This is a genomic window from Nocardia sp. NPDC056541, from assembly GCF_042794235.1.
Lineage (GTDB): Bacteria > Actinomycetota > Actinomycetes > Mycobacteriales > Mycobacteriaceae > Nocardia.
The window spans coordinates 164,375-188,415 of the sequence record NZ_JBHTUD010000007.1; the positions used below are offsets into that span (position 1 = coordinate 164,375).

A 24,041-nucleotide genomic window follows, 5' to 3' on the forward strand; every position below is an offset into this window, starting at 1 on the left:
GTCGCCGGACCTTCGATCGACACCGTGAAATTCGGCATCAACGACCAACGGTCTTCGGTAGAACGAATGGGTGTGGTCTTCGCCGGATGTATGCACATCCCGCATGACCGTTGACCACTGTACCTGCACCTCCCCCCATCTGCCAAAACGGGTATCCCCCGGTCCGATTCGGCCGGATTTGCTGTGACACAGACCACTTCGGCAACGCAATGTGGCAGTGATCCTACCGAGAAGGTGTTACGCAGGGTGACAGTAATCTGATTCACTCCAATGCTATGGCAACCTCCATAGTCGCTCCATCAGTGCTGCTGGACCGGCGTTCGCAGCGGTTTCTCGCGCTCGCCGTCATCTGTCTGGCCGAATTGCTCGTGGTACTCGACAACACCATCGTCAACGTCGCCCTTCCCTCGATCGGCGTCCAGCTACGGACCGGAGTCTCCGGCCTGCAGTGGGTCGTCGACGCCTACACCCTCACCTTCGCCGGCCTGCTGCTGGCGGCGGGCAACCTCGGCGACCGCTACGGCCGCCGCCGGATCATGACCATCGGCCTCGTCGGCATCGCGGTGATGTCGGTCGGCGGCGCACTCGCCGAAACGATGACGCAGGTCATCGTCGCCAGAGCCGCGATGGGCGTTTTCGCCGCCGCGGTCTTCCCCGCCACCCTCGCCCTGATCATCAATATCTTCACCGACCGGCGCGAACGCGCGCTGGCCATCGCCGCGTGGACCGCGATGGCCGGGTTCGCAATCGCCATCGGCCCGATCTCCGGCGGCTGGCTGCTCGAACATTTCAGCTGGCATTCGGTGTTCTGGATCAACGTGCCGGTGGCGCTGGTCGCGCTGGTCGCGACGCTGATCTGGGTGCCAGAATCGCGCGCCGACCACATCGGCAAGCTCGATCTCGTCGGTATCGCGCTCTCGATCGCCGGGATCACGTTGCTGGTGTGGTCGATCATCGAAGCGCCGCACAATGGCTGGCTCTCGCTCACCACACTGTGCACCGCGGCGCTCGGCACCGTCCTGCTCGCCGCCTTCGTCACCTGGGAATTGCGCACTGCCGCACCGATTCTCGACATGCGGTTGTTCCGCAACCGCCGATTCTCGTTGCCCGCGCTGGCAATCGCCATCGGCTACTTCTCGATGTTCGGATTCCTTTTCCTGATCACCCAGTATTTCCAGGGCGTGCGCGAATACACCCCGCTCGAATTCGGTATCGCCTCATTGCCGTTCGCCTTCTCGGTCGCCATCGGCGCACCGGTCGCGACGCTGCTGGCACAACGGGTCGGTACCACCGCGGTACTGGTGATCGGCCTGCTACTCATCGGCGCGGGCCTCTACCTCGGCGGACAGGTCACCGTCGACAGCAGCTACCTGATCGGCGTGCTGCCCTCGATGGTGTTGATGGCGCTGGGTCTGGGCATCGTGCAGGGACCGGCCACCGAATCGATCATGTCCTCGCTGCCGCTGAACGAGGCGGGGGCGGGTTCGGCGGTCAACGACACGACCCGCGAGATCGGCGGCACGCTCGGTGTCGCGGTGCTCGGCTCGATCGTGGCCTCGTACTACACCAGCCGGATCGGCGCACGCATCGACGCCATCCCGATGGGCATCATGAACGACAACGAGAAGAGCCTGGTCAAGGCCAGTCCGCTGAGCGTGCTGGAACTGCGCAAACGTGAGCTCGCGCCGTTCTTCGAGACCCAACGCGAGAACCTGATCGTCGCCATGAAGGCCGCGACGCTCCAGGGCGCCCACGCCGCGTCCCTGGTCGCCACCGTCGCGGTGCTCGTCTGCGCGGTGATCGTGGCGATCTTCCTGCCCTGGCGGCCGCATGACGGAGAGTCCGTCCTGCTCGGCTGGCGCGAGACCGAGGACACCGAGGCGAAGAACTGACCGCACGCGCACCGGGCTGTCGCGGCCCGGTGCGCGCACGTCACACTCCGATTCGACGCAGATGAGCAGCCAGCTCGATCAGTGCGATCGACGCGTTCAGCGCAAACTCCCGATCCGCGACCAGACCGTCCTCGTCGACCTCGGCGCCGAGCACCGGCACTCGCAGACACGCCCGCTCGACGACATCGGCGCCGACGTAACCGAGCACCGTGGACAGCGTGTCCAGCGCACCCTCGCCGCGGCCCGGTTGGGCCACCGACAACCAGGCCGTGGGCTTCTCGTACAGGTCCGCCGTACCGACGGTCCAGTCGAGCAGGTTCTTCAAGCTGCCGGGCAGCGTCCCCGCGTATTCGGGGGTGCAGATGAGCACCGCGTGCGCGGTGGCGAGCTCGGCGCGGAGGTCGACCACCGCGGGATAGTCGTCCGGATCGTCGCCGGGAACGAAAGCGGGCAGGTCACGCAGGCCGGTATAGAGGTCGGCGCGCATCCCGTCGAGCGCGAGCCCGGCCAGGGTGCGGAGGGCCGCGGTATTGGTAGATCCGGCTCTGGTGCTACCGGAGATCAGCAGAATCCTGGTCACACCTGTGCGCAACCGGGATGCCGGGGCGATTAGTCCCCGAAAAACCACGAGGGTGGGAACGCTGTGCGTTCCCACCCTCGTGTTGCTCTCAGGAGCTAGCTGTCAGCCGAAGCTCACGCATCCTCGTCGAGGAGGTTGCGGGTACGGTTCGGGTCCACCGGGATGCCCGGTCCGGTGTTCGTCGAAACCGTGATCTTCTTGACGTAGCGACCCTTGGCGGTCGACGGCTTCACACGCAGGATCTCGTCCAGCGCGGCGCCGTAGTTCTCCACCAGCTTGGCGTCGTCGAAGGACGCCTTGCCGATGACGAAGTGCAGGTTGGCCTGCTTGTCGACGCGGAAGTTGATCTTGCCGCCCTTGATCTCGTTGACGGCCTTGGTCACATCGTTGGTGACGGTGCCCGTCTTCGGGTTCGGCATCAGACCACGCGGGCCGAGGACACGCGCGATGCGGCCGACCTTGGCCATCTGATCCGGGGTGGCGATCGCGGCGTCGAAGTCGAGCCAGCCGCCCTGGATCCGCTCGATCAGGTCCTCGGCGCCCACGGCGTCGGCGCCTGCGGCCTCGGCCTCGGAAGCCTTCTCGCCCGCGGCGAACACGATGACGCGAGCGGTCTTACCGGTGCCGTGCGGCAGGTTGACGGTGCCACGGACCATCTGGTCGGCCTTGCGGGGATCCACGCCGAGACGGACGGCGACCTCGACGGTCGCGTCGGTCTTGGTGGTCGCGGTCTCCTTCGCCAGGCGCGCGGCGGCCAGCGGGGAGTACAGGTTGTCGCGATCGACCTTCTCAGCAGCGGCGAGGTACGCCTTGCTTCGTTTTGCCATGATTTTCTGTCCTTAAAGTTTCGAGTTCAGATGTGGTTGTCGGGCCTGGCCGGCCCTCCCACATGAGAGCGAGATTCGCTCAGCCTTCGACGGTGATACCCATCGAACGCGCGGTACCGGCGATGATCTTCGCGGCCTGATCGAGATCAGTGGCGTTGAGATCCTCGGCCTTGGTCTTGGCGATCTCCCGGACCTGGTCCATGGTGACCTTCGCGACCTTGGTCTTGTGCGGCTCAGCGGAGCCCTTCTGCACACCGGCGGCCTTGAGCAGCAGACGAGCGGCAGGCGGGGTCTTCAGCTTGAAGTCGAACGTCCGGTCCTCGTACACCGAGATCTCGACCGGGATGACGTTGCCACGCTGCGACTCGGTCGCGGCGTTGTACGCCTTGCAGAACTCCATGATGTTGACGCCGTGCTGACCGAGCGCGGGGCCGACCGGCGGTGCCGGGTTGGCTGCGCCGGCCTGGATCTGCAGCTTGATGATCCCGGCGAGCTTCTTCTTCTTGGGGGGCATCTTTCTTCCTTGGCTTTCTGGGGTTCGGTTCCTTACGGTTGCCGTAAGCCTCGTATCCGCGCACGACTAGGCCCCGACAAGTACTGCGGGGAAGTCAGAACACGAACCATCACACTCTACCGGACCTGCCACACGACCCAGCAATCGGGTGGTGACCAGCACAAACACCAACGGCACCGCCGGTGAGCGGTGCCGTTGACGCGAGTGTGGAAAATCCTAGATCTTGGAAACCTGGGTGAAGTTCAGCTCGACCGGGGTCTCGCGACCGAAGATCGACACCAGCACCTTGAGCTTCTGCTGCTCGGCGTTGACCTCGGAGATCGAGGCGGGCAGCGTCGCGAACGGGCCGTCCATGACGGTGACCGACTCGCCGACCTCGAAGTCGACCTCGATAGTGGGCTTGCCCGAAGCCGCGCTACCGGTATCCGAACCACCGGCAGCGGCCGCGGCGGCCTTCTTCTGCGCCTGCGCACCGGCCGGAACCAGGAACTTCACGACCTCGTTGATGGTCAGCGGGGTCGGCTTGGCGCCGGGGCCACCGCCGGTCATACCGACGAAACCGGTGACGCCGGGGGTGTTGCGCACCGCGCCCCACGACTCGTTGTTCAGTTCCATCCGGACCAGGATGTAGCCCGGCAGCACCTTGCGGTTGACGTTCTTCTTCTGGCCGTTCTTGATCTCGGTGACCTCTTCGGTCGGCACCTCGACCTGGAAGATGTAGTCCTCGAGTCCGAGGTTCTGCACGCGGGTCTCGAGGTTGGTCTTGACCTTGTTCTCGTAGCCCGCGTACGAGTGCACGACGTACCAGTCGCCGGGCACGCGGCGCAGCTTGGTCTTCATCGACTCGATCGGGTCGGCCTCGGGGTCGTCCTCGGTGGCGACTTCTTCGATCACGGCTTCGTCGACGACCTCGTCGGCAGCGGCTTCGTCGGCATCGGCGAGCTCGGCGGCCTCGACCTCGTCGGTGGCGGTTTCCGCCACGACAGCGTCGTCAACCGGGAACTCGTCGTTGGTGTCGTTCTCCGGGGTGCTCACTGAGGCACTCGCTTCCTGTGTCGTCACGTACATCCTCTGGGCCGGGTCGGGTGCGCGGAGGCACACTCCGCCGTTCCGACCCGCGATCGGCTACCGGCGTGGGTGTCGGCGATCAGCCGAACAGCCAGTCGACACCCTTGACGAACGCCACGTCGATCCCGGCGATGAACGCGACCATGAAGACCACGAACACCAGAACGACGGCCGTATAGGTGACCATCTGCTTCCGGTTGGGCCAGATCACCTTGCGCAGTTCCGCGATGACCTCTCGCAGGAACTTGAGCAGCCGCTTGAACGGGTTGCCCGTCTTTGCCTTACCGGCGGTCTTGTCTGCCTTGCGCGAGGCCGACGGCCGATCGAGCGTGGCCACCGATCCGTTGTCTGCCGGAGCATCCGACGCGCGCACACGACGAGCAGACCGCTTGCCACTCGGTCGAGTGGCAGCGGCGGTGTCCTCGCTGTCTTCGCCGCGAGTATCCCGCTCGTCGCTCACGTCGATCCTCTCTCGTCGCTGGCATTCAGGGCAGGGGCGACAGGACTTGAACCTGCAACCTGCGGTTTTGGAGACCGCTGCTCTGCCAATTGAGCTACGCCCCTTCGGTTGGACCAGCCTGAGCCGTAATGCCCAACCACATTCGATATTCGGTTGTCTCCAGTGTCACACAACACGCGCGCCGCTTCCATGAGGAGATAACCCCTCGGGAAGATCAGCGCGCAGCATCTCGTGACCCCAGAGACCCGACTATACGTCACCGCGCGCGGTTATCGCCAATCCGGGACACTCGACCAGGTCAGGACAGCTGAACGGTTGCCGTGGCGCGGCCGAAGATCTTTTTGCCCGCCGACTTCGCCGTGATGGCGACAACAGCGGTGCGGGTCTGCGGATCGACCGATTTCACCTTGCCGGTGTATTCGACCTCCGCCGGGACATCGGAACCGACGTAGACCGGGCTGGTGAAGCGAACGTTGTATTCCTTCACCGCGCCGGGATCGCCCAGCCACGAGGTGATGAAACCGCCGCCGAGCCCCATCGTGAGCATGCCGTGCGCCACCACGTTGTCCAGGCCGACCAGCTTCACGACCTCGTCGCTCCAGTGGATCGGGTTCGCGTCGCCGGACACGCCCGCGTAGTTGACGAGGTCGCCGCGGGTGAGTCGCGCCACGCGGGCGGGCAGCTCGTCGCCGACCAACACGCTGTCGAAGGACAGGGCGTGCACGCTGACCGTCGGCTCCGGCTGCTTGGTGACCGGGATGATCCCGACGGACAGCTCGGCCGGCGCGTGGTGGGCGGGCTCCTCCTCGCCGAGTCCGTGCATCAGCACGTTGCGGACCGCGTCCGACATCCGAGGATCGATGTCGCCACCACTGCGGCCGATCAGCGTGGTGTAGGTGGTGAGCACCAGTTCGTCGTCCTGGGCGGTGACGATGTTCTTGGTGACGATGATGTCGCCACCGAAGGCCTGCCGGAAAGAATGCAGATACACATCACAGGTCAACTGGTCGCCGACCCGAATCGGGCGGTGGAATTCCAGGATCTGATCGGTCTGCATGATCTGGCTCAGGTCGTAGCCGGTCACGATCCGTTCGAACAGCTTGCGCTGGGCGAGGATGCCCACCAGGGAGATGAAGGTGAGCGGGGCGAGCAGACCCTGATGGCCGTACTCGCGCGCGATGTCTTCCTCCCAGTGCACCGGGTGGTAATCCTGCACCGCACGGGCGTATTCGCGCACCTTCTCGCGGCCGACCTCGTAGTAGTCGTCGACGCGGTAGTGGTGGCCGACCATCGATGCCGCATGGGCGGCGGGATCGAAGGTTTCGGCGGCTGCGGCAGGGACCGCTTCGTGAGTTCCGGTGTTCACTGTCACAACGTGGACCTTACTCACTCGTAAGACAGCACCGAAGTCGACCGGTGTAAAACGTGATGCGTCCGGGTACTGTATCGGCCCCGAACTTTCCATGAACTTCCCGGGAAAAGCACAAAGGCCGGACTCTCGTCCGGCCTTCGGCAGATGTTTCTGAAAACTAGCGCGACTCGCGGTGCGCCCGGTGAGTTCCGCAGTTCGGGCAGAACTTCTTCAGCTCGAGGCGATCCGGGTCGTTACGCCGGTTCTTCTTGGTGATGTAGTTGCGGTGCTTGCACTCGTCGCAGGCCAAGGTGATCTTTGGCCGGACATCGGTGGACTTCGCGGCCACGATTTGCCTTCTTTCCGGTCTGGGCTGAGTTGAAATTGGTAGCGATGGCCGGACTTGAACCGGCGACACAACGATTATGAGTCGTTTGCTCTACCAACTGAGCTACACCGCCACGGCGGACTAATATCCCGATGATGCCGCGGTAAGCCGCTCACCACCGGCAATCCGGCGAGCCCCCTAACGGAATCGAACCGTTGACCTTTTCCTTACCATGGAAACGCTCTACCGACTGAGCTAAGGGGGCATGACTACGTGGCACAGAGTCTGTATCGGCAAGCCGATCAGCGTGACCCCGTGCTCCGGCGTCCTGAACGAGATTACACACTCCCCGGCCAGAGCACCAAATCGGCAGCTCAAAGGGCATTTTCACGGGGTTCAGATCGCTGATTCCGACCCGCTCACATCGAGGCTACCCGGATCCGCGCGAGAACAACCCGCAGAACCAAGGAACCCCCGCCGATCTTCATGATCGACGGGGGTTCGATGTGGCAGATGTAGGATTCGAACCTACGTAGGCATAAGCCGACGGATTTACAGTCCGCTCCCATTGGCCGCTCGGGCAATCTGCCGTGTGCGCCGTTTCCGGTGCGCTGAGCAGCTTACAACGTACCCACCCGGACTATCAAAACGCCTGCACAGACCCCCTGCGAGCACCGGTCGTCCCCCGATGCGGGTACAACTGTCTCGGTGGCCGGCACATCCCGGCCCCGGAGTTCGCCGGACCTTCACAGGACAGGAGCGCAGTGTGGCTGATTCGTCATTCGACGTCGTGAGCAAGGTCGATCGACAGGAGGTCGACAACGCTCTGCATCAGGCGGAGAAGGAGCTGAACTCGCGCTACGACTTCAAGGGCACCGATGCGTCGATCGCATGGTCGGGCGAGGAGGCCATCGTGCTGACCGCCAATGCCGAGGAGCGAGTGCAGGCGGCGCTCGACGTCTTCAAGGAGAAGCTGATCCGTCGCGACATCTCGCTGAAGGCGTTCGACGCCGGCGAGGCGCAGCCGTCGGGCAAGATCTTCAAGATCACCGGCACGCTGGTGCAGGGTATCGACACCGAGAAGGCGAAGAAGATCTCGAAGAAGATCCGCGACGAGGGCCCCAAGGGCGTCAAGGCGCAGATCCAGGGTGAGGAGCTGCGGGTCAGCAGCAAGAAGCGTGATGACCTGCAGGAAGTGATCTCGCTGCTCAAGGGCGAGGACTTCGGAATCGCCCTGCAGTTCGTCAACTACCGATAGGTCCGGTGTGGGCGGCACTCAGTGGTGATGAGTGCCGCCGGCCATCTCCTCCAGACGCTTGATGCGCTCGTCCATCGGGGGGTGGGTGGAGTACCAGCGGGCGACGCGGTCGCCCGCACGGAACGGGTTGGCGATCATCAGATGCGATTCGCTGGTGATCTTGGGGTCCGGCGGCAGCGGGGCCGCCTGGACGCCGCGTTCGATCTTGCGCAGGGCCGAGGCAAGGGCCAGCGGGTCGCCGGTGAGCTCGGCGCCGGACTGATCGGCCTGGTACTCCCGCGATCGCGAGACCGCCATCTTGATCAGGCCCGCCGCGATCGGCCCGAGCAGTGAGACCAGCAGCACACCGATGATGTTCGGTCCGTTGCCGTCCCTGCTGCCGAACGAACTCGCGAAGAACGCCATGTTCGCCAGACCGGTGATGACCGAGGCCATCGCGCCCGCCACCGACGAAATCAGGATGTCGCGGTTGTAGACGTGGGACAGCTCGTGGCCGAGGACCGCGCGCAGCTCGCGCTCGTCGAGCAATTGCAGGATGCCGCTGGTACAGCAGACCGCGGCGTGGCGCGGATTGCGGCCGGTGGCGAACGCGTTGGGGGCGCTGGTGGGACTGATGTAGAGCCGCGGCATCGGCTGGCGCGCCGTGGTCGCGAGCTCGCGCACGATCCGGTACATGACCGGCGCCTCCAGTTCGCTCACCGGTTGCGCGTGCATCGCCTTCAAGGCCAGCTTGTCGCTGTTGAAGTAGGCGTAGGCGTTCATGCCGATGGCCAGCACGATCGAGATGATCAGGATCGTCGGGCTGCGGAACATCGCCCCGATGGCGACGATCAACGCCGACATCCCCACCATCAAACCGAACGTCTTGATCCCATTGGGCATTTCCGCCTCCCCGCGCCTTGTGCCGGTCGTCAGGCGCTGCGTTCGTCAGGCATCGGGCCTGCGGTGGACAACGGGAACGGTTCTGGGCGTACCCGGCGAGTTACCCATGTGCTGTCGAAATCTGTTGTTTCGTCGCGACAGGACAACGTGCGCCGGGTGGTGTTGGTTCCTGGTCAGCCGACGCGTTCGATCGTGTAGCGGACGAGACGGGTGAGGGCGTCGTTGGCGGGGCCGGGCGGAAGCGCGGCGAGTTCGGTATCGGCGAGGTCGGCGTATTCGGCCAGCTTTTCCTTGGCCAGCGCCATGCCGGGCGAGCGGCGCAGCAGTTCCAGTGCCTCGTCTACCTCGGCGTCGGTTTCCAGCGGGCGCGCCAGCAGGGTGCGCAGTCGGTCGCCGTCGGCGCCGGTCTCGCGCAGGGCGTAGAGCACCGGCAGGGTGTGCACGCCTTCGCGCAGGTCGGTGCCCGGGGTCTTGCCCGACTGCTCGGCAGAGGACGAGATGTCGATGATGTCGTCGGAGATCTGGAACGCCGTGCCGACCGCGTCGCCGAGGCGCGCCAGGCGTTCCACGTGCTCGAGTCCCGCGCCGGAGAAGGTGCCGCCGAAACGGCCCGCGGCGGCGATGAGCGAGCCGGTCTTCTCCCACACCACGCGCAGGTAGTGCTCGACGGGGTCCTGGGTCTGCTTGGCGCCCATGGTTTCCCGCATCTGGCCCGTGACCAGCTCGGCGAAGGTCTCGGCGATGATGCGGACCGCGTCGGGGCCGAGGGTGGAGGTCAGGCGCGAGGCGTGGGCGAACAGGTAATCGCCCGCCAGGATCGCGATGTTGTTACCCCACCGCGAGTTGACGCTCTCCGCGCCACGACGCTGGGTCGCCTCGTCCATGACGTCGTCGTGGTAGAGCGTCGCGAGGTGCACGAGTTCCACGACCGTGCCCGCGGTGATCAGCGCCGGGTCGGTCGGATTGGGTCCGAGCTGGCCGGTGAGCACGGTGAACAGCGGCCGGAACCGCTTGCCGCCCGCCCTGGCCAGGTGCAGCGCCGCCTCCTGGAGGAATTCCTCACCGTCGGAGAGTTCGTCGACGAGCAGTTTCTCGACCGCGGCCAGTCCGTCGCGCACGGTGACGGCGAGTTCGGGATCGACGAGATCTACCCCGGCAACCACGGTGCTTTCGTCGCTCACAGCCGATGTGCTCATTATCTTCTCCCAGCGATGCGTCCGACCCCGACGGGTAGCAACCTAGCGTGTCCCGGCACTATGGCCGATGAACCCCGTCACACAGTGACAATTCCCGGTGTACCCGACACTCTCGCACAGCGGCCGACAGTGCCAGTATTGAGCCATGGGTTCACCGGATCTCACCCCTGCCGACCGCGCTCCGCTGCCTGCCACCGTCGAGGTGCTGGTCGTCGGGGCAGGGCCCGCCGGTTCCGCGTCGGCGGCGTGGGCCGCGCGCGCCGGACGCGATGTGCTCCTGCTCGATTCGGCGGTTTTCCCGCGCGACAAGACGTGTGGTGACGGGCTGACGCCCCGCGCCACCGCCGAGCTGGAACATCTGGGTCTCGGCGAATGGTTGCGCGCGCACACCGTGAACCACGGCCTGCGGATGGCGGGTTTCGGCAAGGAAGCGCTGCTGCCGTGGCCGGGTGGGTCGTTCCCGACGTACGGAAGTGCGGTTCCACGAACCGAACTCGACGACAAACTGCGCGAGACCGCGATCAAGTCGGGTGCGAGGATGGTCGACGGCGCGAAGGTCACCGAGGTATTACGCGAGGGTGAGCGGGTCACCGGGGTGACGGTGCGGATCGGCGCGGCCACCCACACGGTGCGCTGCCGGGTACTGGTGGTGGCCGACGGTGTGCGCTCCCCCGTCGGAAAACAGCTGGGTCGCACCTGGCATCGCCGCTACGCCTACGGGACCGCGGCCCGCGCCTACATCAAGTCCGGTCGCAGCGACGATCAGTGGATCTCCTCGCATCTGGAGCTGCGCAATGCCGCCGACGAGCTGGTCCCCGGCTACGGCTGGATCTTCCCGCTCGGCAACGGCGAGGTGAACATCGGCGTCGGCTCGCTGGCCACCGAGGCGCGGCCCTCGCACGTCGCCCTCAAGCCGCTGCTCGAGCACTACACCCAGCTGCGTCGCGAGGAATGGGAACTCGAGGGCGAACTGCGCGCGGTGGCCTCGGCGCTGCTGCCGATGGGCGGCGCGGTGTCGAACGTGGCGGGCCCGAACTGGGTGCTGGTCGGTGACGCCGCGGGCTGCGTGAACCCGCTCAACGGCGAAGGCATCGACTACGGCCTGGAAGGCGGGCACATGCTCGCGGACCTGCTCGACGAACCCGATCTGAGCCTGGCGTGGCCACAGTTGCTGCGTGACCACTACGGACGCACCTTCTCCGTGGCGCGCAGGCTCGCCGGCCTGGCCACCCAGCCGAAGATGGTCCCACTCGGGGGGCCGCCGGTGATGCGCTCGAAGTATCTGCAGCGCACGGCGGTTCGGGTGATGGGCAATCTGGTGACCGACGAGGACCTCGACCTCACGGCCCGCGCCTGGCGAGCGGCCGGACGGGCGTCGCTGCGGGCCGACGAACTCCCGCCGTTCAGCTGATGGCCGACGCGAGGGTGCCGCTCACTGGAGCGGCACCCGCGCTGTCGGCTCAGAGCTTGGCGAACCAGTTCTCGATGAATTTGCGTTCGCTGTTCAGGACGCGCTGGTGCAACTGTTCGGCCAGCGGCTCGATAGCGCCGCCGACCAGCGGAACCTTCACCTTGACCGTCCCGACGACCTCGATCTCGCTGCCCTCGGCGGTGGGCCGCAGTTCATAGGTGCCCGACATCTCGGTGGTGATGCCGCTGGTGTTGCCGGTGAAACTGCCCTTGGCGACCTCGCCTGCCAGTGGCTGCCAGTTGTCGGTGCGGACCAGGACGAGATCGCTCTTGAGCACCTTGCGCACCAGCGCGGGAACCTTGTCCTTACCGGGGGTTTCGGTCATATGGATGGTGATCGAATCGGGGCCGTCGGGATGGGAGAGTTCGATGGTCGCGGTCTCGGCGCCGGCGAAACGCGCCTGCCAGACGGCGTCGTCGACAAGTGCCCGGTGAAGCTCTTCGACCGGGACGGTGTAGGGCACGGTGAAGCTGAATTTGCGGGACATAGCGGGAATGTTAGGGGAGGGACTCGTGGGGCGTCGGCGCGTGCGGGAACTTCCGGTCCCCTAGGTGACCGGTACTGTGTGGTGGGTGTCGGAAACCAGCCTGTCGGAGCGGCGGAACAAGCGCCTGCGCCGGGTTCGGGTGTGGGTGGTCGGGGCAGCGACCGTGGTCAGCGTGCTGATGGTGTTGCTGGTACTCGCGGCCTGGCGCAACGACTTCGAAATCGAGCATCATCGTGGCGTGACCTCCGGCGAGGTGCTGTCGGCGGGCCGGTTACGTTCGGCGGTGATCTATGTGACGCCCGACAGCGTGACCCACAATCCGAAGGTCGGCATCCTGTATCCGACGAATCTGACCGCTGGTCAGCGGATCAACGTGGAGTACAGCACGCGTGACCCCGACCTGGTCCGGGTGGCCGGGCGCGACGCACGGGTGGCGATCATCCCGGCAGCCTCGGTGGTCTTCGTGGCGTGGGCGCTCGCCCTGCCGGTGCTCTGGATCGTGCGCCGCAAGCAGCGCGAGTCGTAACTTCGTTTGCTGTTCGCCCCGGCTTCACGTCGGTGTGGGGGTGTCGCGCGGTGTGGCGGTCACCCTGGAAGAGTGCGCGTAGCCATCGTCTCGGAGTCTTTCCTGCCGAACATGAACGGCGTCGTCAACTCCGTGCTGCGGGTGTTGGATCACCTGGACCAGCACGGTCACGACGCGATGATCGTGGCGCCCGATTCCCTGCGCGGCGCCCCACCCGCACCTCGCTTCCACGGCCGATTCCCGGTGCACCGCGTGCCCGCGATGATGGTGCCGAAGGTGAGTTCGCTGCCGGTGGGCCTGCCACAACCGGGCATCACCGCCGCCATCGCCGCATTCGATCCCGATGTGGTGCACCTGGCCTCGCCGTTCCTGCTCGGCGCGGGTGGGCTCGCCGCGGCGACGCGCTTGGATCTGCCGACCGTCGCGGTGTATCAGACCGATGTGGCCGGGTTCGCCAAAAGCTACGGGCTCGGGCTGGCCGCACGGGCCGCGTGGGCGTGGACGCGCCGGATCCACGAGGGCGCCACCCGCACGCTGGCACCGTCGTCGGCGGCCGCGCACGATCTCGCCGAGCACGGGATTCCCCGGGTGCACCGCTGGGGCCGTGGCGTGGATATCGCCCGGTTCAACCCGGCCGCGCGCAGTGCCGAGCTGCGGGCGAGCTGGCTCGGTTCCAGTGACCGGCTCGTCGTCGGATTCGTGGGCAGGCTCGCACCGGAGAAGCACGTGGAACGGCTGGCCGCACTGGCCGGTGACCCGTCGATCCAGCTCGTCGTGGTGGGCGACGGACCGGAACGGGCCCGGCTGCGCAGAGTGATGCCGGACGCGGTGTTCACCGGCGAACTGGGTGGCAGCGAGCTGGCCACGCACTACGCCAGCCTGGACGTGATGGTGCATCCCGGCGAGCACGAGACGTTCTGTCAGGGCGTGCAGGAAGCGCTGTCCTCCGGTGTGCCGGTGATCGGGCCCGATGCCGGTGGGCCACGGGATCTGATCTCGCACTGCCGCAACGGGTATCTGCTGCCGGTCGACCGGTTCGCGGAATTGCTGCCGAGCGCGGTGTCGGCCCTGCGTGACGCGGGCCAGCGCGGCCGGTTCGCGGCGGCGGCGCGCAAGTCGGTGCTGCACCGCACCTGGCCCGCGGTCTGCACCGAGCTGATGGGTCACTACGCCGACGTCACCGGGATGCGCGAGCGATTGCCGCGCACGGCCTGAGTGGCGCAACCCACCCGCGCTATCGCGGCGAAAAAACTCTAAGCTCGGTGCGTGGCGACAACAGAGCAGCGAGAACCGATTCGGGCTTCGCTGGACAAGCAACCCCACGAGGTCGCGTCGATGTTCGACGGTGTGGCGAAGCGCTACGACCTCACCAATACGGTCATCTCCGGTGGCCAGGACCGGTACTGGCGGTGGGCGACGCGACGTGCTCTCGCGCTGCGTCCCGGCGAGCGTGTCCTCGACCTGGCCGCGGGTACCGGCGTCTCGACCGTGGAACTCGGCAAGTCCGGCGCCTGGTGTGTGGCCGCCGACTTCTCCCAGGGGATGCTCGCGGCGGGCCGGTTCCGGCAGGTGCCGATGGTGGCCGGCGATGCGATGGCGCTGCCGTTCGCCGATGATTCGTTCGACGCGGTGACCATCTCGTTCGGGCTGCGCAATGTCGCCGACATCGATCTGGCACTGCGCGAGATGCTGCGGGTGACCAAACCGGGCGGCCGGGTGGTGGTCTGCGAGTTCTCCACACCGGTGTTCGGACCGTTCCGCACCGTGTACATGGAGTACCTGATGAAGGCGCTGCCCCGGGTGGCACGCGCCGTGAGCTCCAACCCGGACGCGTACGTGTACCTGGCCGAGTCGATCCGTGCCTGGCCGAACCAGCGCAGGCTGGCCCGCCGGGTCGCGGACGCCGGCTGGGACTCGGTGCAGTGGCGTGACCTCACCGGTGGTGTGGTGGCACTGCACCGCGGCTACAAACTGGGCTGAAACACCGGCGGCGGCGGGGGTGAGTCCGGTCACCCCGACTCGTCCGTGGTCGTGCGCCGACAGCCCGGAATGCGCCCTGATCAGGGGTGATATTCGGGCCGAATCCTCACCGTCGGGATTTCGTCTTGTGAGGTCGATTGTCACCTGGACATAACGTTCGGTAAATCGAGCGCAACGACCGATGCGGATGATCGAGTCATGACAGGGGAAGCGGACGGCCGCGGCACGGACACTGTGCGTACACAGTGCTCGTATTGTGGCGTCGGCTGCGGCATAAACGTCCAGACAAAGACTGATCAGTCTGGCGCGCGGTTGATCGCGAAGGTCAGCGGCGACAAGCTGCATCCGGCGAACGCGGGCAGGCTGTGCACCAAGGGCGCCACTCACGCGGAGATGATGGCCGCGCCCGGCCGGATGGACACCGCCTACCGGCGCCCCGAACGCGGGCAGGTCCCCGTCCCACTGCCGGTCGACGAGGCCGTTCACGAAACCGCCACCCGCCTGCGCGCGATCCTCGACGAGCACGGCCCCGACGCGATCGCCCTCTACGTCTCGGGGCAGATGTCGCTGGAAGCCCAGTACTTGGCCACCAAACTGGCCAAGGGCTACCTGCGGACCAAACACATCGAGGCCAACTCGCGCCTGTGCATGGCCAGCGCGGGCACCGGCTACAAGCAGTCGCTCGGCGCGGACGGGCCGCCCGGTTCCTACGACGACTTCGAACACGCCGACCTGTTCCTGGTCAGCGGCGCGAACATGGCCGACTGCCACCCCATCCTGTATCTGCGTATGGCCGACCGGCTCAAGGCGGGCGCCAAGCTGATCGTGGTCGACCCACGCCGCACCGATACCGCCGCGCGCGCCGACCTGTTCCTGCAGATCGCACCGGGTACCGACCTCGCCCTGCTCAACGGGTTGCTGCACCTGCTGGTCACCGCCGGTGCGATCGACACCGACTTCATCGCCGAGCACACCGAGGGCTGGGATGCGATGCCCGAGTTCCTCGCCGACTATCCCCCGGACCGCGTCGCGGAACTGACCGGCCTCGCCGAAGCCGATATCCGCACCGCGGCCACGATGATCGCCGAAGCCGGCGAGTGGATGTCGCTGTGGACGATGGGGCTCAATCAGTCCACGCACGGCACCTGGAACACCAACGCGCTGGTGAACCTGCACCTGGCCACCGGCACCATCTGCAGGCCGGGCAGTGGGCCCTTCTCGCTCACCGGCCAGCCCAACGCCATGGGCGGCCGCGAGATGGGTTACATGGGCCCCGGCCTGCCCGGGCAACGCAGCCTGCTCTCCCCCGCCGACCGCACCTTCGTCGAAACCGCCTGGGATCTGCCCGACGGCACCCTGCGCACCGAGTCGGGCCCCGGCACGATCGACATGTTCCGCGGGTTGGCCGACGGTGAGATCAAGGCCGCGTGGATCATCTGCACCAATCCCGTGGCCACCGTGGCCAACCGCAAAACGGTGATCGCGGGCCTCGAGGCGGCCGAGTTGGTCGTGGTGCAGGATGCCTACGCCGAGACCGCGACCAACGCCTACGCCGACCTGCTGCTGCCCGCCGCACTGTGGGCCGAAGCCGATGCGGTGATGGTGAATTCGGAGCGCAACGTCACCCTGTTGCAGCAGTCGGTCGACCCGATCGGCGACGCGCGACCGGACTGGCTGCTGATCGCCCAGGTTGCCACGGCGATGGGTTTCCCGGGCTTCGACTTCGCCTCCAGCGCCGAGGTGTTCGCCGAGCTGCGGCAGTTCACCAACCCGGCCACCGGCTACGACCTCAGCGGTATGAGCTACGAACGCCTGGCACAGGGGTCGATGCAGTGGCCGTGCAATGACGCGGATACCCCGCGCAACCCGATCCGCTATCTCAACGACGGCACCCATCAGCCGCTGCACACGGCGGCCGACGGCACCACCCCGCGGCTGGCTTTCGCTACAGCGAGCAGGCGCGCGGTGTTCTTTCCCCGCCCGCATATGCCCGCCGCCGAACTGCCCGACGACGACTACCCTTTCCTGCTCAATACCGGTCGGCTGCAGCATCAGTGGCACACGATGACCAAGACAGGCAAGGTCGCCAAGCTGACGAAGCTGAACGGTGAGCCGTTCGTCGAAGTTCATCCCACCGACGCCGAGAAGCTCGATCTGAAGCCGGGCGATCAGCTCGAGATCGCGTCGCGCCGGGGCCGTGCTGTGCTGCCGGTGCGGATCAGCGACCGGGTGCGACCTGGTGATTGTTTTGCTCCTTTCCACTGGAATGACGAACAGGGCGAATATCTGACGATCAACGCGGTCACCAACGACGCGGTGGATCCGGCCTCGTTGCAGCCGGAGTTCAAGGCGTGCGCGGTGGCGCTGCGCCGGGTCGGCCCGGCCGCCACACCTGAGCAAGCACCCCCGCACCCCGCGCAGCTGCCCGCACAACCGGCCGCGCATCCACTGGCCGGGATCCTCGGCCTCGACGCCGGCATCTCCCCCACGCTCAGCGAGACCGAGCGCATCTATCTCGGCGGTTACCTCGCCGCCCTGCAGTCGCTACCGGTGACCGGGCAGCCGGTGCTTCCGGTGAGCGCACCGTTGTCGACACAGTCACGCCTGTGGGTCGACGGACTGCTGGCCGGCATGTACTCCCGCAACGCAGGCGCCGCCACCGAAGCCACCAACAGCCCCGACTCCCACCCGGTCACCGTCCTGTGGGCCTCCCAGACCGGCAACGCCGAAGAACTGGCCGCCACCGTCGCGGCCCGCCTCTCGGAGGCGGGACTCACGCCGTCGTTGCTCGACATGGATTCGTGCGAGCTGACCTCGATCACCGGTGACGTTCTCCTCGTCACCAGCACCTTCGGTGACGGTGGCCCGCCGGACAACGGTGCCGACTTCTGGACCAGGCTCGAAGACAGCATCATTCGCCTCAACGGTGTTCGGTACGCGGTGTTCGCGCTCGGCGATTCCTCCTACGACGACTTCTGTGGCCATGGCCGCAAGCTCGACACCCTGTTCGCCGAACGGGGCGCGAAGCGACTGCTGGCGCGGGTGGACAGCGAGCCCGATTTCGCCGACACCGCCGATCAGTGGCTCGACGATGTCCTGATCGCGATCACCAGCGGATCGCCCGACGACGGCGGTCCGACCGGTGGCGCTCCGCGCGGCCGCGATGCCTCGCTCGTCGGCGCATCGAACGGCCGCGATTCGATCGGCACCAGCAACGTTGCCCGGCACGCCGATTCGGGCCGTGCGATGCCGTCACCGGCCGGTCGCGGTGGAACGACCGTGCTCGACCGGCAACTCGCGCCCGCCCGAGCGAAACGCGCCGCCGCCGCCGCTCCGTTCACCCGCCAGTCGCCGGTCCGCGCCACCCTGATGCGCAACGAGATCCTCAGTGCACCCGGCTCACCGAAAGAGGTGCGGCGCTTCGGTTTCGACCTGCACGACCTCGACGCCGGGTACGAAGTGGGCGATTCGCTGGGCGTGCTGCCCGCCAACTGTCCCGATCTGGTCGACGAATGGCTCACCTGCACCGGACTCGACGGCCGGCGCGTGATCGAGGTCGACGACCGCGAACTCACGCTCACCGATGCCCTGCGCACCCACTACGACATCACCAAGGTGAGCCAGGACCTGCTCGGCTTCATCGGCGAGCGCAACCCACACCCACAGCTGGCCAAGCTGCTGCGCCGCGACAATCGCAATGAGCTCGCCTCCTACCTGTGGGACCGCCAGGCGGTCGACGTGCTGCGCGACTTCCCGGTACGCACCGATCTCGTCGACTGGCTGGGCGCACTGAAAAAGCTGCAACCACGCCAGTATTCGATCTCGTCGAGTCCTTTGACCACGCCCGACGAGGTGCAGCTGACGGTCGGTGTCGTCCGCTACGGCGACCCGGTGGGCACCTCGGCACGGCGCGGTGGGGTGTGCTCGACCTTCCTGGCCGACCGGGGCACGACCGAGGTGCCGATCTTTCTGCAGCGGGCACCGCATTTCCGTCCGCCGTTGGACCCGAACGCCCCGATGATCATGGTGGGGCCGGGTACCGGTATCGCTCCCTTCCGCGGTTTCCTGCACGAGCGCCGGGCCATCGGCGCGACCGGTCGCAACTGGCTGTTCTTCGGCGACCAGCACGCCGCCCAGAACTTCTACTACCGCGCCGAGCTCGAAGACATGTTCCGCTCCGGTTTCCTCACCCGGCTCGACCTCGCCTTCTCCCGCGATCAGCGCGAGCGGGTCTATGTCCAGCACCGAATGATCGAGCACGGCGCCGAGCTGTGGTCGTGGCTGCGCGACGGCGGCCACTTCTATGTCTGCGGTGATGCCGCCCGGATGGCCAAGGATGTCGACGACACCCTGCTGCGAATCGCCCAGATCCACGGAAAGCTGGACGAGGCCGGCGCGCTGGCCTTCAAGAAGCAGCTCGTCGCCGAGAAGCGGTACGTGCGCGACGTGTACTGATCCGATCAGGCCGCCGCGTGGATCGTCGGCGGGTTGAGCCGGGCGAAGTCGGGGAGCCGGTGGTACGGGTAGTAGGGGTACGGGGGTGTCGTCGCACTCGCCGCATCGAGCGCGGCCAGGTGTTCGGGGTCGAGCTGCCAACCGACCGCACCGAGGTTCTGGCGTAACTGCTCCTCGTTGCGGGCGCCGATCAACACCGTGGCGACCGTGGGCCGGGTGAGCAGCCAGTTCAGCGAGATCTGCGGAACGCTGCGGCCGGTTTCGGCGGCGATACGATCGAGCACCTCGACAACGTCGTAGAGCCGTTCGTCGTCGACGGGCGGACCCGCCTGAGCCGTCTCGTGCAGTCTGCTTCCCGCCGGAAGCGGTTGTCCGCGACGGATTTTGCCGGTGAGCCTGCCCCAGCCGAGCGGACTCCAGATGATGGAGCCGACGCCCTGGTCGGCACCGAGCGGCATCAATTCCCATTCGTAGTCGCGACCGACCAGCGAGTAGTAGACCTGGTGCGCCACCGGCCTTTCCAGGCCGAGAGCCTCGGCGGTAGCGAGTGTTTTCATCAGTTCCCAGCCGGCGAAGTTGGAGACGCCGAGATAGCGGATCTTGCCTGCCCGCACCAGATCGTCCAGGGCTGTGAGTGTTTCCGCCAGCGGCGTGCCCGCGTCGAAGGCGTGCAGCTGGAACAGGTCGAGGTAGTCGGTGCCGAGGCGGCGCAGCGAGGCGTCGACGGCGCGGATCAGCCTGGCGCGGCTCGAGCCCGCCTCGTGGGGGCCGGGGCCGGTGGGCAGCGCCGATTTGGTCGACAGCAGCACCTGTTCGCGCCTGCCCTTGATCGCCGCGCCGAGTACCTTCTCCGACGCGCCGTCGGAATAGACGTCGGCCGTGTCGAACAGGGTGACGCCGGCCTCCACGCTGATGTCGATCAAGCGCCTGGCCTGCGCGGCATCGGTATCACCCCATGCGCTGAACAGCGCACCGCGACCGCCGAAAGTACCCGCGCCGAAGCCGAGTGCCGGAACGAGAAGACCAGATGCGCCGAGCCGTCGGTACTCCATGAGAGCTCCTAAAGGGTCTATAGTTTCGTTAACACGATCGACAGTACACCCGATGCGCGCTAAATGAAACAGGAGTTCCGTTATGGACCACGACATCGCTTGGCCGGGCTCCGTTCGGCCTGGTGGACGCACCGCCCGGGTGCGCGAGTCCGTCCTGGAAGTGGCCGGTGATCTGCTGGCGGACCGCGGATTCGCGCATCTCGACCTGACCGAGGTCGCCACCGGTGCCGGGGTCGGCAAGACAACTGTCTACCGCCGCTGGCGCACACCCGCGGGGTTGGTCGCCGATCTACTCGTCGACATGGCCGAGCAGTCACTGCCCCGCGCCGACACCGGCTCACTGCTCGACGATCTGACCGCGAACGCCCGCCTGGTGGCGAAGACTCTCGCCGACGGTCGCCAGAGCAACCTGTTTCGCGCGGTCATCGCGGCCGCCACCTGCGACGATGCCACCGCCGCCGCGCTGCACACCTTCTACGACACCCGGCTCAACGAATGGGCGCCGTGTGTCGAGGCCGCCGTCCTCCGTGGCGAGGCGCCCGTCGGCACCGACCCGCGCGCCGTGCTCTCCGCGGTCTCCGCGCCGCTCTACTACCGATTACTGGCCAGCGGCGATCCCATCGACGACGACATCGCCGACCGATCGGCCCGGGCCGCCGCCATCGCCGCCGCCGCGGGGACATTCGTCATCGCCGCGGAGAGCCTCGACGACTGAACGCAGGGGACGACGGAGCGCGGTGCTAGGCGACCGCCGGGGAACGCCAGGCCGGGTCGCGACCGGTGAGACCGAGCAGTCGGTCGAAGGCGGAAGCGTCGGCCGGGATCTCGACGACCGGGCCGAACAAGCCGGGAGTGCCGGCGGGGTCGGTCTCGCGCAGGAACTCGTGCAGGATCGCGAGGTCCGCGGGGGCGACGGTCACATGCTGTCCGGTGGCGACGGCGAGATCCCACGCGTGGATGGTGATCTCGTCGAGCGCGACGATCGCCATGACCGCGGCGGGCAGCTCCACTCCACCGGCCTCGGTGTCACCCTCCCATGCCTCGGGCACGCGCCACACCGACGTCAACGTCTCGAGCTGCGCGGCGATGCGAGTGCGCCAGTCATCGGGCAGCGGGCTGTCGGAACCGGCGGGCGGTGGCACGGACCGGCCGATCGACTCCTTGGTCGCGGCCTGGCGGAACGCCTCGGTCAGCCCCACCACGTGGGCGAGCAGATCGCGCACCGTGGACTCGGCGCACGGCGTCGGGTCGGCGAGCTGGTCGTCGGTGATGCCGTCGACGACCGCGGCCAGCGATCGGGCGGCTGGTTCGAAATCGAACTGTGGTTCCATGAGCGCTCCTCAGCGATGGCAGGTGGCTGCACTCATGCAGACGACACCGTCGCCGGAAAGTCATCGGTGCGGGTTGCCGCGGGCACCGGATCGGCGCACCCTGGACAGCGCAGGACCCGATCAGCGTCACATCACGTCCGAGGCTCAACCGATCGAGCAGGCCGACGAACGAGGAGCACCGATGATCGACTACGAAAGCTCTCGCCCACTGGACGAGGTCCCCGAGGCCGATCGCGTCGAACAGGAACAGTCCGCCTTCCGCGATGACGACCCCGACGATCCCGCCTACTCCGACGCCGCCGACTACACCGACGAGATGGCGGCCACCATCGCCCGTGAGGCCGAGACCGCGAATCCGGCGGACGTGATCGAACAGACCATCCCCGTCCCCTTCGACGAGGGCGGCGAGGAGTTCACCGTCGCCGAGGAAGGCTGACGGGCGCGACAGCGTTCGACCGCCGTTCGCGCACGGCCGCGGCGAGGGCGGAGGTTCGCCTAACCGGCGATCTTCGTCCGCAGACCCGCGTGCAGTTCACGCAGGCTGGAACGCTCGGTCGCCACCTCGAGCACCCGCAGACCGTGCGCGTCGGCGGCCAGTTCCACGGCCAGTTCGGCGGGATCGAGCTGACGGTGCGGGATGCGGTAGGCGGCACACAGTGCGGCCAGATCCATGCCGTGCGGTGTGCCGAAAACCCGCTCGAACACGCCCGCGTACTGCGGGTCGCCCTGTTCGAGCAGCTCGAAGATGCCGCCGCCGTCGTCGTTGGCGACGACGATCGTGAGGTTGTCCGGGCGTGGTTCGCCACGACCGATCAGCAGGCCGGACGCATCGTGCAGAAAGGTGAGGTCACCCATCAGCGCCACGGTGCGGCCCGGATGCGCCAGCGCGGCACCGACGGCACCGGAGACCGTGCCGTCGATCCCGGCCACGCCGCGATTGGACAGCACCCGGATACCCGGCCGTGGATGCGAGACCAGGGCGGCGTCGCGCACCGGGTTCGACGCACCGAGCAGCAGCTGATCGCCTTCGCGTAGTCCGTCCATGACCACGGCCGCCACATGCAGGCCGGTCGCCTTGGGATGCGCGGCCAGCTCGGCCCGCACCACCGATTCGGCCTGCTGGTTCAGTTCGGAGCAGCGCGCCAGCCACGCGGGCGCGGGCGCGCCGGTGGTCACCGCGCGAGTGCCGGTGCCGACGACATTGCCGGAGACATCGGGCCAGCGCGGACCGGTGGTGAGCGCGAACACGGTGACGTCCGGATCGGCCAGCACGCGCGAGACCTGCCGGTGCAGGGTGGGGCGACCGGTGATGATCGCCTGGGTGGGCTTCAGCCGCGACAGCGCGAGCGGATGCAGGGCGGGGCCGTGCATCGGCGCGGTCGGCTCGGCCACCGTCGGCAGCGCGGCGAGTTCGGGCAGCAGCCGGGCGCCGTGGCCGGAGATGACGACGGTGTCGGGCGTCAGATCGATGTCGAGCGGCACGTCGAGGGTGGCGTACTGGGTTGCCGTCCACGGCCGGTCGCCCTCGCGGCCGAGGGGCAGCGGGTCGTCGGACAGCTCCGGGACCAGCGGTTCCCGCAGCGGAATGTCGAACTGGACCGGACCCGCGTTGCCGGAACGGGTTCCGCGCGCGGCGGCGAGCACCCGGCACACCGACGAACGCCACACACTGTTCTGTCGCGGGTAGGCCGACTCCCCCGCTTCGGCTTCGGCCAGCCCGAGGCTGATCGTGGCACGCACCTGAGAGCCGAACAGCCCGAGCTGTTCCACCGTCTGATTGGCGCCGGTACCGAGCATCTCGTAGGGCCGGTTGGCACTGACGACGATCAGCGGCACCCGCGCGTAGTTGGCCTCCAGGACCGCCGGCCCCAGGTTCGCCACCGCGGTGCCGGAGGTCATCACAACCGGAACCGGCCGCCCGGACGACACCGCGAGACCGATCGCGAGAAATCCCGCGGTGCGCTCGTCGACGCGCATGTGCAGCCGCAGCTCGCCCGCCGCGTCCGCCGCCTGCAGCGCGAAGGCCAGTGGCGCGTTACGCGATCCGGGGCACAGCACCACTTCGCGGACGCCGCCGCGGACGAGCTCGTCGACGACCACTCGAGCCTGCGCAGTAGACGGATTCACAATCACAGCCTGTCAGACCGGCGCGCACCCGTCTGCCCCCGGCCCGCGTTGCGTGCGTCACCGAGCCGGGCGGCGTATCGATTTACGAACGCCTCAACCAATTACCGAAGAGCCGGACAGCTATTGATATCCAGCAGCAATCGATATTCATGAAATCGCAAAGAGAACAACAAAAGAAAGAAATCCGGCGACGAGCAAGACGCCCGCCGCCGGAATTTCCGCCAACCCGGTAAAAGGCCGGCCGAACGAAGAGTCA

Annotated in this window: 22 protein-coding genes and 4 tRNA genes; 9 read left to right on the plus strand and 17 right to left on the minus strand. The window is 67.1% G+C overall.

Going from position 1 to position 24,041, the window contains the following annotated elements:
- Positions 1 to 275: 275 nt before the first annotated feature.
- Positions 276 to 1,892, plus strand: a complete 1,617-nt coding sequence (locus ACFQ9R_RS14290; RefSeq protein WP_378990963.1) for an MFS transporter — start codon at positions 276 to 278, stop codon at positions 1,890 to 1,892.
- A 40-nt stretch (positions 1,893 to 1,932) separates the two neighbouring features.
- Here the strand turns inward: ACFQ9R_RS14290 and ACFQ9R_RS14295 are convergent, their stop codons facing one another.
- The 11 genes from ACFQ9R_RS14295 to ACFQ9R_RS14345 form a co-directional block, all read right to left on the minus strand.
- Complete coding sequence (locus tag ACFQ9R_RS14295) at positions 1,933 to 2,472, minus strand: NADPH-dependent FMN reductase (protein ID WP_378990966.1); 540 nt, start codon at positions 2,470 to 2,472, stop codon at positions 1,933 to 1,935.
- Positions 2,473 to 2,585: 113 nt separating this feature from the next.
- Entirely contained in the window at positions 2,586 to 3,299 is a 714-nt protein-coding gene (rplA, locus tag ACFQ9R_RS14300; protein ID WP_301903705.1) for a 50S ribosomal protein L1, read from the minus strand.
- A 79-nt stretch (positions 3,300 to 3,378) separates the two neighbouring features.
- Entirely contained in the window at positions 3,379 to 3,813 is a 435-nt protein-coding gene (gene rplK / locus ACFQ9R_RS14305; protein WP_019049397.1) for a 50S ribosomal protein L11, read from the minus strand.
- Positions 3,814 to 4,029: 216 nt separating this feature from the next.
- Entirely contained in the window at positions 4,030 to 4,848 is an 819-nt protein-coding gene (gene nusG / locus ACFQ9R_RS14310) for a transcription termination/antitermination protein NusG (RefSeq protein ID WP_378990967.1), read from the minus strand.
- A gap of 112 nt (positions 4,849 to 4,960) precedes the next feature.
- Positions 4,961 to 5,341 (minus strand): preprotein translocase subunit SecE, encoded by a 381-nt coding sequence (gene secE, locus ACFQ9R_RS14315; RefSeq protein WP_378990968.1) that lies wholly within the window; start codon positions 5,339 to 5,341, stop codon positions 4,961 to 4,963.
- 31 nt (positions 5,342 to 5,372) lie between these two features.
- A tRNA-Trp gene (locus ACFQ9R_RS14320) sits at positions 5,373 to 5,445 on the minus strand.
- Between the two features lie 194 nt (positions 5,446 to 5,639).
- Positions 5,640 to 6,707 carry a fused (3R)-hydroxyacyl-ACP dehydratase subunits HadA/HadB gene (locus ACFQ9R_RS14325; protein WP_378991232.1) on the minus strand — a complete coding sequence of 356 codons (1,068 nt, stop codon included), beginning with the start codon at positions 6,705 to 6,707 and terminating at the stop codon, positions 5,640 to 5,642.
- A gap of 163 nt (positions 6,708 to 6,870) precedes the next feature.
- Positions 6,871 to 7,041 carry a 50S ribosomal protein L33 gene (gene rpmG / locus ACFQ9R_RS14330; RefSeq protein ID WP_056814348.1) on the minus strand — a complete coding sequence of 57 codons (171 nt, stop codon included), beginning with the start codon at positions 7,039 to 7,041 and terminating at the stop codon, positions 6,871 to 6,873.
- 36 nt (positions 7,042 to 7,077) lie between these two features.
- Positions 7,078 to 7,153: transfer RNA gene (locus tag ACFQ9R_RS14335), tRNA-Met, on the minus strand.
- 59 nt (positions 7,154 to 7,212) lie between these two features.
- A tRNA-Thr gene (locus tag ACFQ9R_RS14340) sits at positions 7,213 to 7,285 on the minus strand.
- A 242-nt stretch (positions 7,286 to 7,527) separates the two neighbouring features.
- Positions 7,528 to 7,610, minus strand: a tRNA-Tyr gene (locus ACFQ9R_RS14345).
- A gap of 176 nt (positions 7,611 to 7,786) precedes the next feature.
- Between ACFQ9R_RS14345 and ACFQ9R_RS14350 the strand changes: the two genes are divergently transcribed.
- Entirely contained in the window at positions 7,787 to 8,278 is a 492-nt protein-coding gene (locus ACFQ9R_RS14350) for a YajQ family cyclic di-GMP-binding protein (RefSeq protein ID WP_378634254.1), read from the plus strand.
- 18 nt (positions 8,279 to 8,296) lie between these two features.
- On the opposite strand, the gene htpX is transcribed toward ACFQ9R_RS14350, so the two are convergent.
- Complete coding sequence (gene htpX / locus ACFQ9R_RS14355; RefSeq protein WP_378990970.1) at positions 8,297 to 9,160, minus strand: zinc metalloprotease HtpX; 864 nt, start codon at positions 9,158 to 9,160, stop codon at positions 8,297 to 8,299.
- A 173-nt stretch (positions 9,161 to 9,333) separates the two neighbouring features.
- Entirely contained in the window at positions 9,334 to 10,356 is a 1,023-nt protein-coding gene (locus ACFQ9R_RS14360) for a polyprenyl synthetase family protein (RefSeq protein WP_378634250.1), read from the minus strand.
- A 145-nt stretch (positions 10,357 to 10,501) separates the two neighbouring features.
- On the opposite strand from ACFQ9R_RS14360, the gene ACFQ9R_RS14365 reads away from it, so the two are divergent.
- The gene (locus ACFQ9R_RS14365) at positions 10,502 to 11,767 is read left to right on the plus strand and encodes a geranylgeranyl reductase family protein (protein WP_378990972.1); all 1,266 of its coding nucleotides are present in this window, start codon (positions 10,502 to 10,504) and stop codon (positions 11,765 to 11,767) included.
- Between the two features lie 49 nt (positions 11,768 to 11,816).
- Here the strand turns inward: ACFQ9R_RS14365 and ACFQ9R_RS14370 are convergent, their stop codons facing one another.
- Positions 11,817 to 12,314, minus strand: a complete 498-nt coding sequence (locus ACFQ9R_RS14370) for a DUF2505 domain-containing protein (RefSeq protein ID WP_378658681.1) — start codon at positions 12,312 to 12,314, stop codon at positions 11,817 to 11,819.
- Between the two features lie 85 nt (positions 12,315 to 12,399).
- On the opposite strand from ACFQ9R_RS14370, the gene ACFQ9R_RS14375 reads away from it, so the two are divergent.
- The 4 genes from ACFQ9R_RS14375 to ACFQ9R_RS14390 all read left to right on the plus strand — a co-directional run bounded on the left by ACFQ9R_RS14375 (position 12,400) and on the right by ACFQ9R_RS14390 (position 19,275).
- Positions 12,400 to 12,840, plus strand: a complete 441-nt coding sequence (locus tag ACFQ9R_RS14375) for a DUF3592 domain-containing protein (RefSeq protein ID WP_378990973.1) — start codon at positions 12,400 to 12,402, stop codon at positions 12,838 to 12,840.
- A 72-nt stretch (positions 12,841 to 12,912) separates the two neighbouring features.
- The gene (locus ACFQ9R_RS14380) at positions 12,913 to 14,055 is read left to right on the plus strand and encodes a glycosyltransferase family 4 protein (RefSeq protein WP_378990975.1); all 1,143 of its coding nucleotides are present in this window, start codon (positions 12,913 to 12,915) and stop codon (positions 14,053 to 14,055) included.
- 51 nt (positions 14,056 to 14,106) lie between these two features.
- A complete protein-coding gene (locus ACFQ9R_RS14385; protein WP_378990977.1) occupies positions 14,107 to 14,820 on the plus strand; it encodes a demethylmenaquinone methyltransferase in 714 nt (237 codons plus the stop codon).
- Between the two features lie 198 nt (positions 14,821 to 15,018).
- Complete coding sequence (locus ACFQ9R_RS14390; protein WP_378990978.1) at positions 15,019 to 19,275, plus strand: molybdopterin-dependent oxidoreductase; 4,257 nt, start codon at positions 15,019 to 15,021, stop codon at positions 19,273 to 19,275.
- A 5-nt stretch (positions 19,276 to 19,280) separates the two neighbouring features.
- Here the strand turns inward: ACFQ9R_RS14390 and ACFQ9R_RS14395 are convergent, their stop codons facing one another.
- Positions 19,281 to 20,327 (minus strand): aldo/keto reductase, encoded by a 1,047-nt coding sequence (locus ACFQ9R_RS14395; protein WP_378990980.1) that lies wholly within the window; start codon positions 20,325 to 20,327, stop codon positions 19,281 to 19,283.
- Between the two features lie 82 nt (positions 20,328 to 20,409).
- Here ACFQ9R_RS14395 and ACFQ9R_RS14400 point away from each other — a divergent pair, with 82 nt between their 5' ends.
- Positions 20,410 to 21,042, plus strand: coding sequence for a TetR/AcrR family transcriptional regulator C-terminal ligand-binding domain-containing protein (locus ACFQ9R_RS14400; protein ID WP_378990983.1), 633 nt, complete (start codon positions 20,410 to 20,412; stop codon positions 21,040 to 21,042).
- 25 nt (positions 21,043 to 21,067) lie between these two features.
- On the opposite strand, the gene ACFQ9R_RS14405 is transcribed toward ACFQ9R_RS14400, so the two are convergent.
- On the minus strand, positions 21,068 to 21,658 hold the full coding sequence (locus ACFQ9R_RS14405) for a TIGR03086 family metal-binding protein (protein WP_378990984.1): 591 nt from the start codon (positions 21,656 to 21,658) through the stop codon (positions 21,068 to 21,070).
- A 181-nt stretch (positions 21,659 to 21,839) separates the two neighbouring features.
- On the opposite strand from ACFQ9R_RS14405, the gene ACFQ9R_RS14410 reads away from it, so the two are divergent.
- Positions 21,840 to 22,094 carry a hypothetical protein gene (locus tag ACFQ9R_RS14410; RefSeq protein ID WP_378990986.1) on the plus strand — a complete coding sequence of 85 codons (255 nt, stop codon included), beginning with the start codon at positions 21,840 to 21,842 and terminating at the stop codon, positions 22,092 to 22,094.
- A gap of 59 nt (positions 22,095 to 22,153) precedes the next feature.
- Here ACFQ9R_RS14410 and menD read toward each other — a convergent pair whose 3' ends face one another.
- Positions 22,154 to 23,785: a 2-succinyl-5-enolpyruvyl-6-hydroxy-3-cyclohexene-1-carboxylic-acid synthase gene (menD, locus tag ACFQ9R_RS14415; RefSeq protein ID WP_378990988.1), complete on the minus strand. Its 1,632-nt coding sequence runs from the start codon at positions 23,783 to 23,785 to the stop codon at positions 22,154 to 22,156.
- Positions 23,786 to 24,041: the final 256 nt, after the last annotated feature.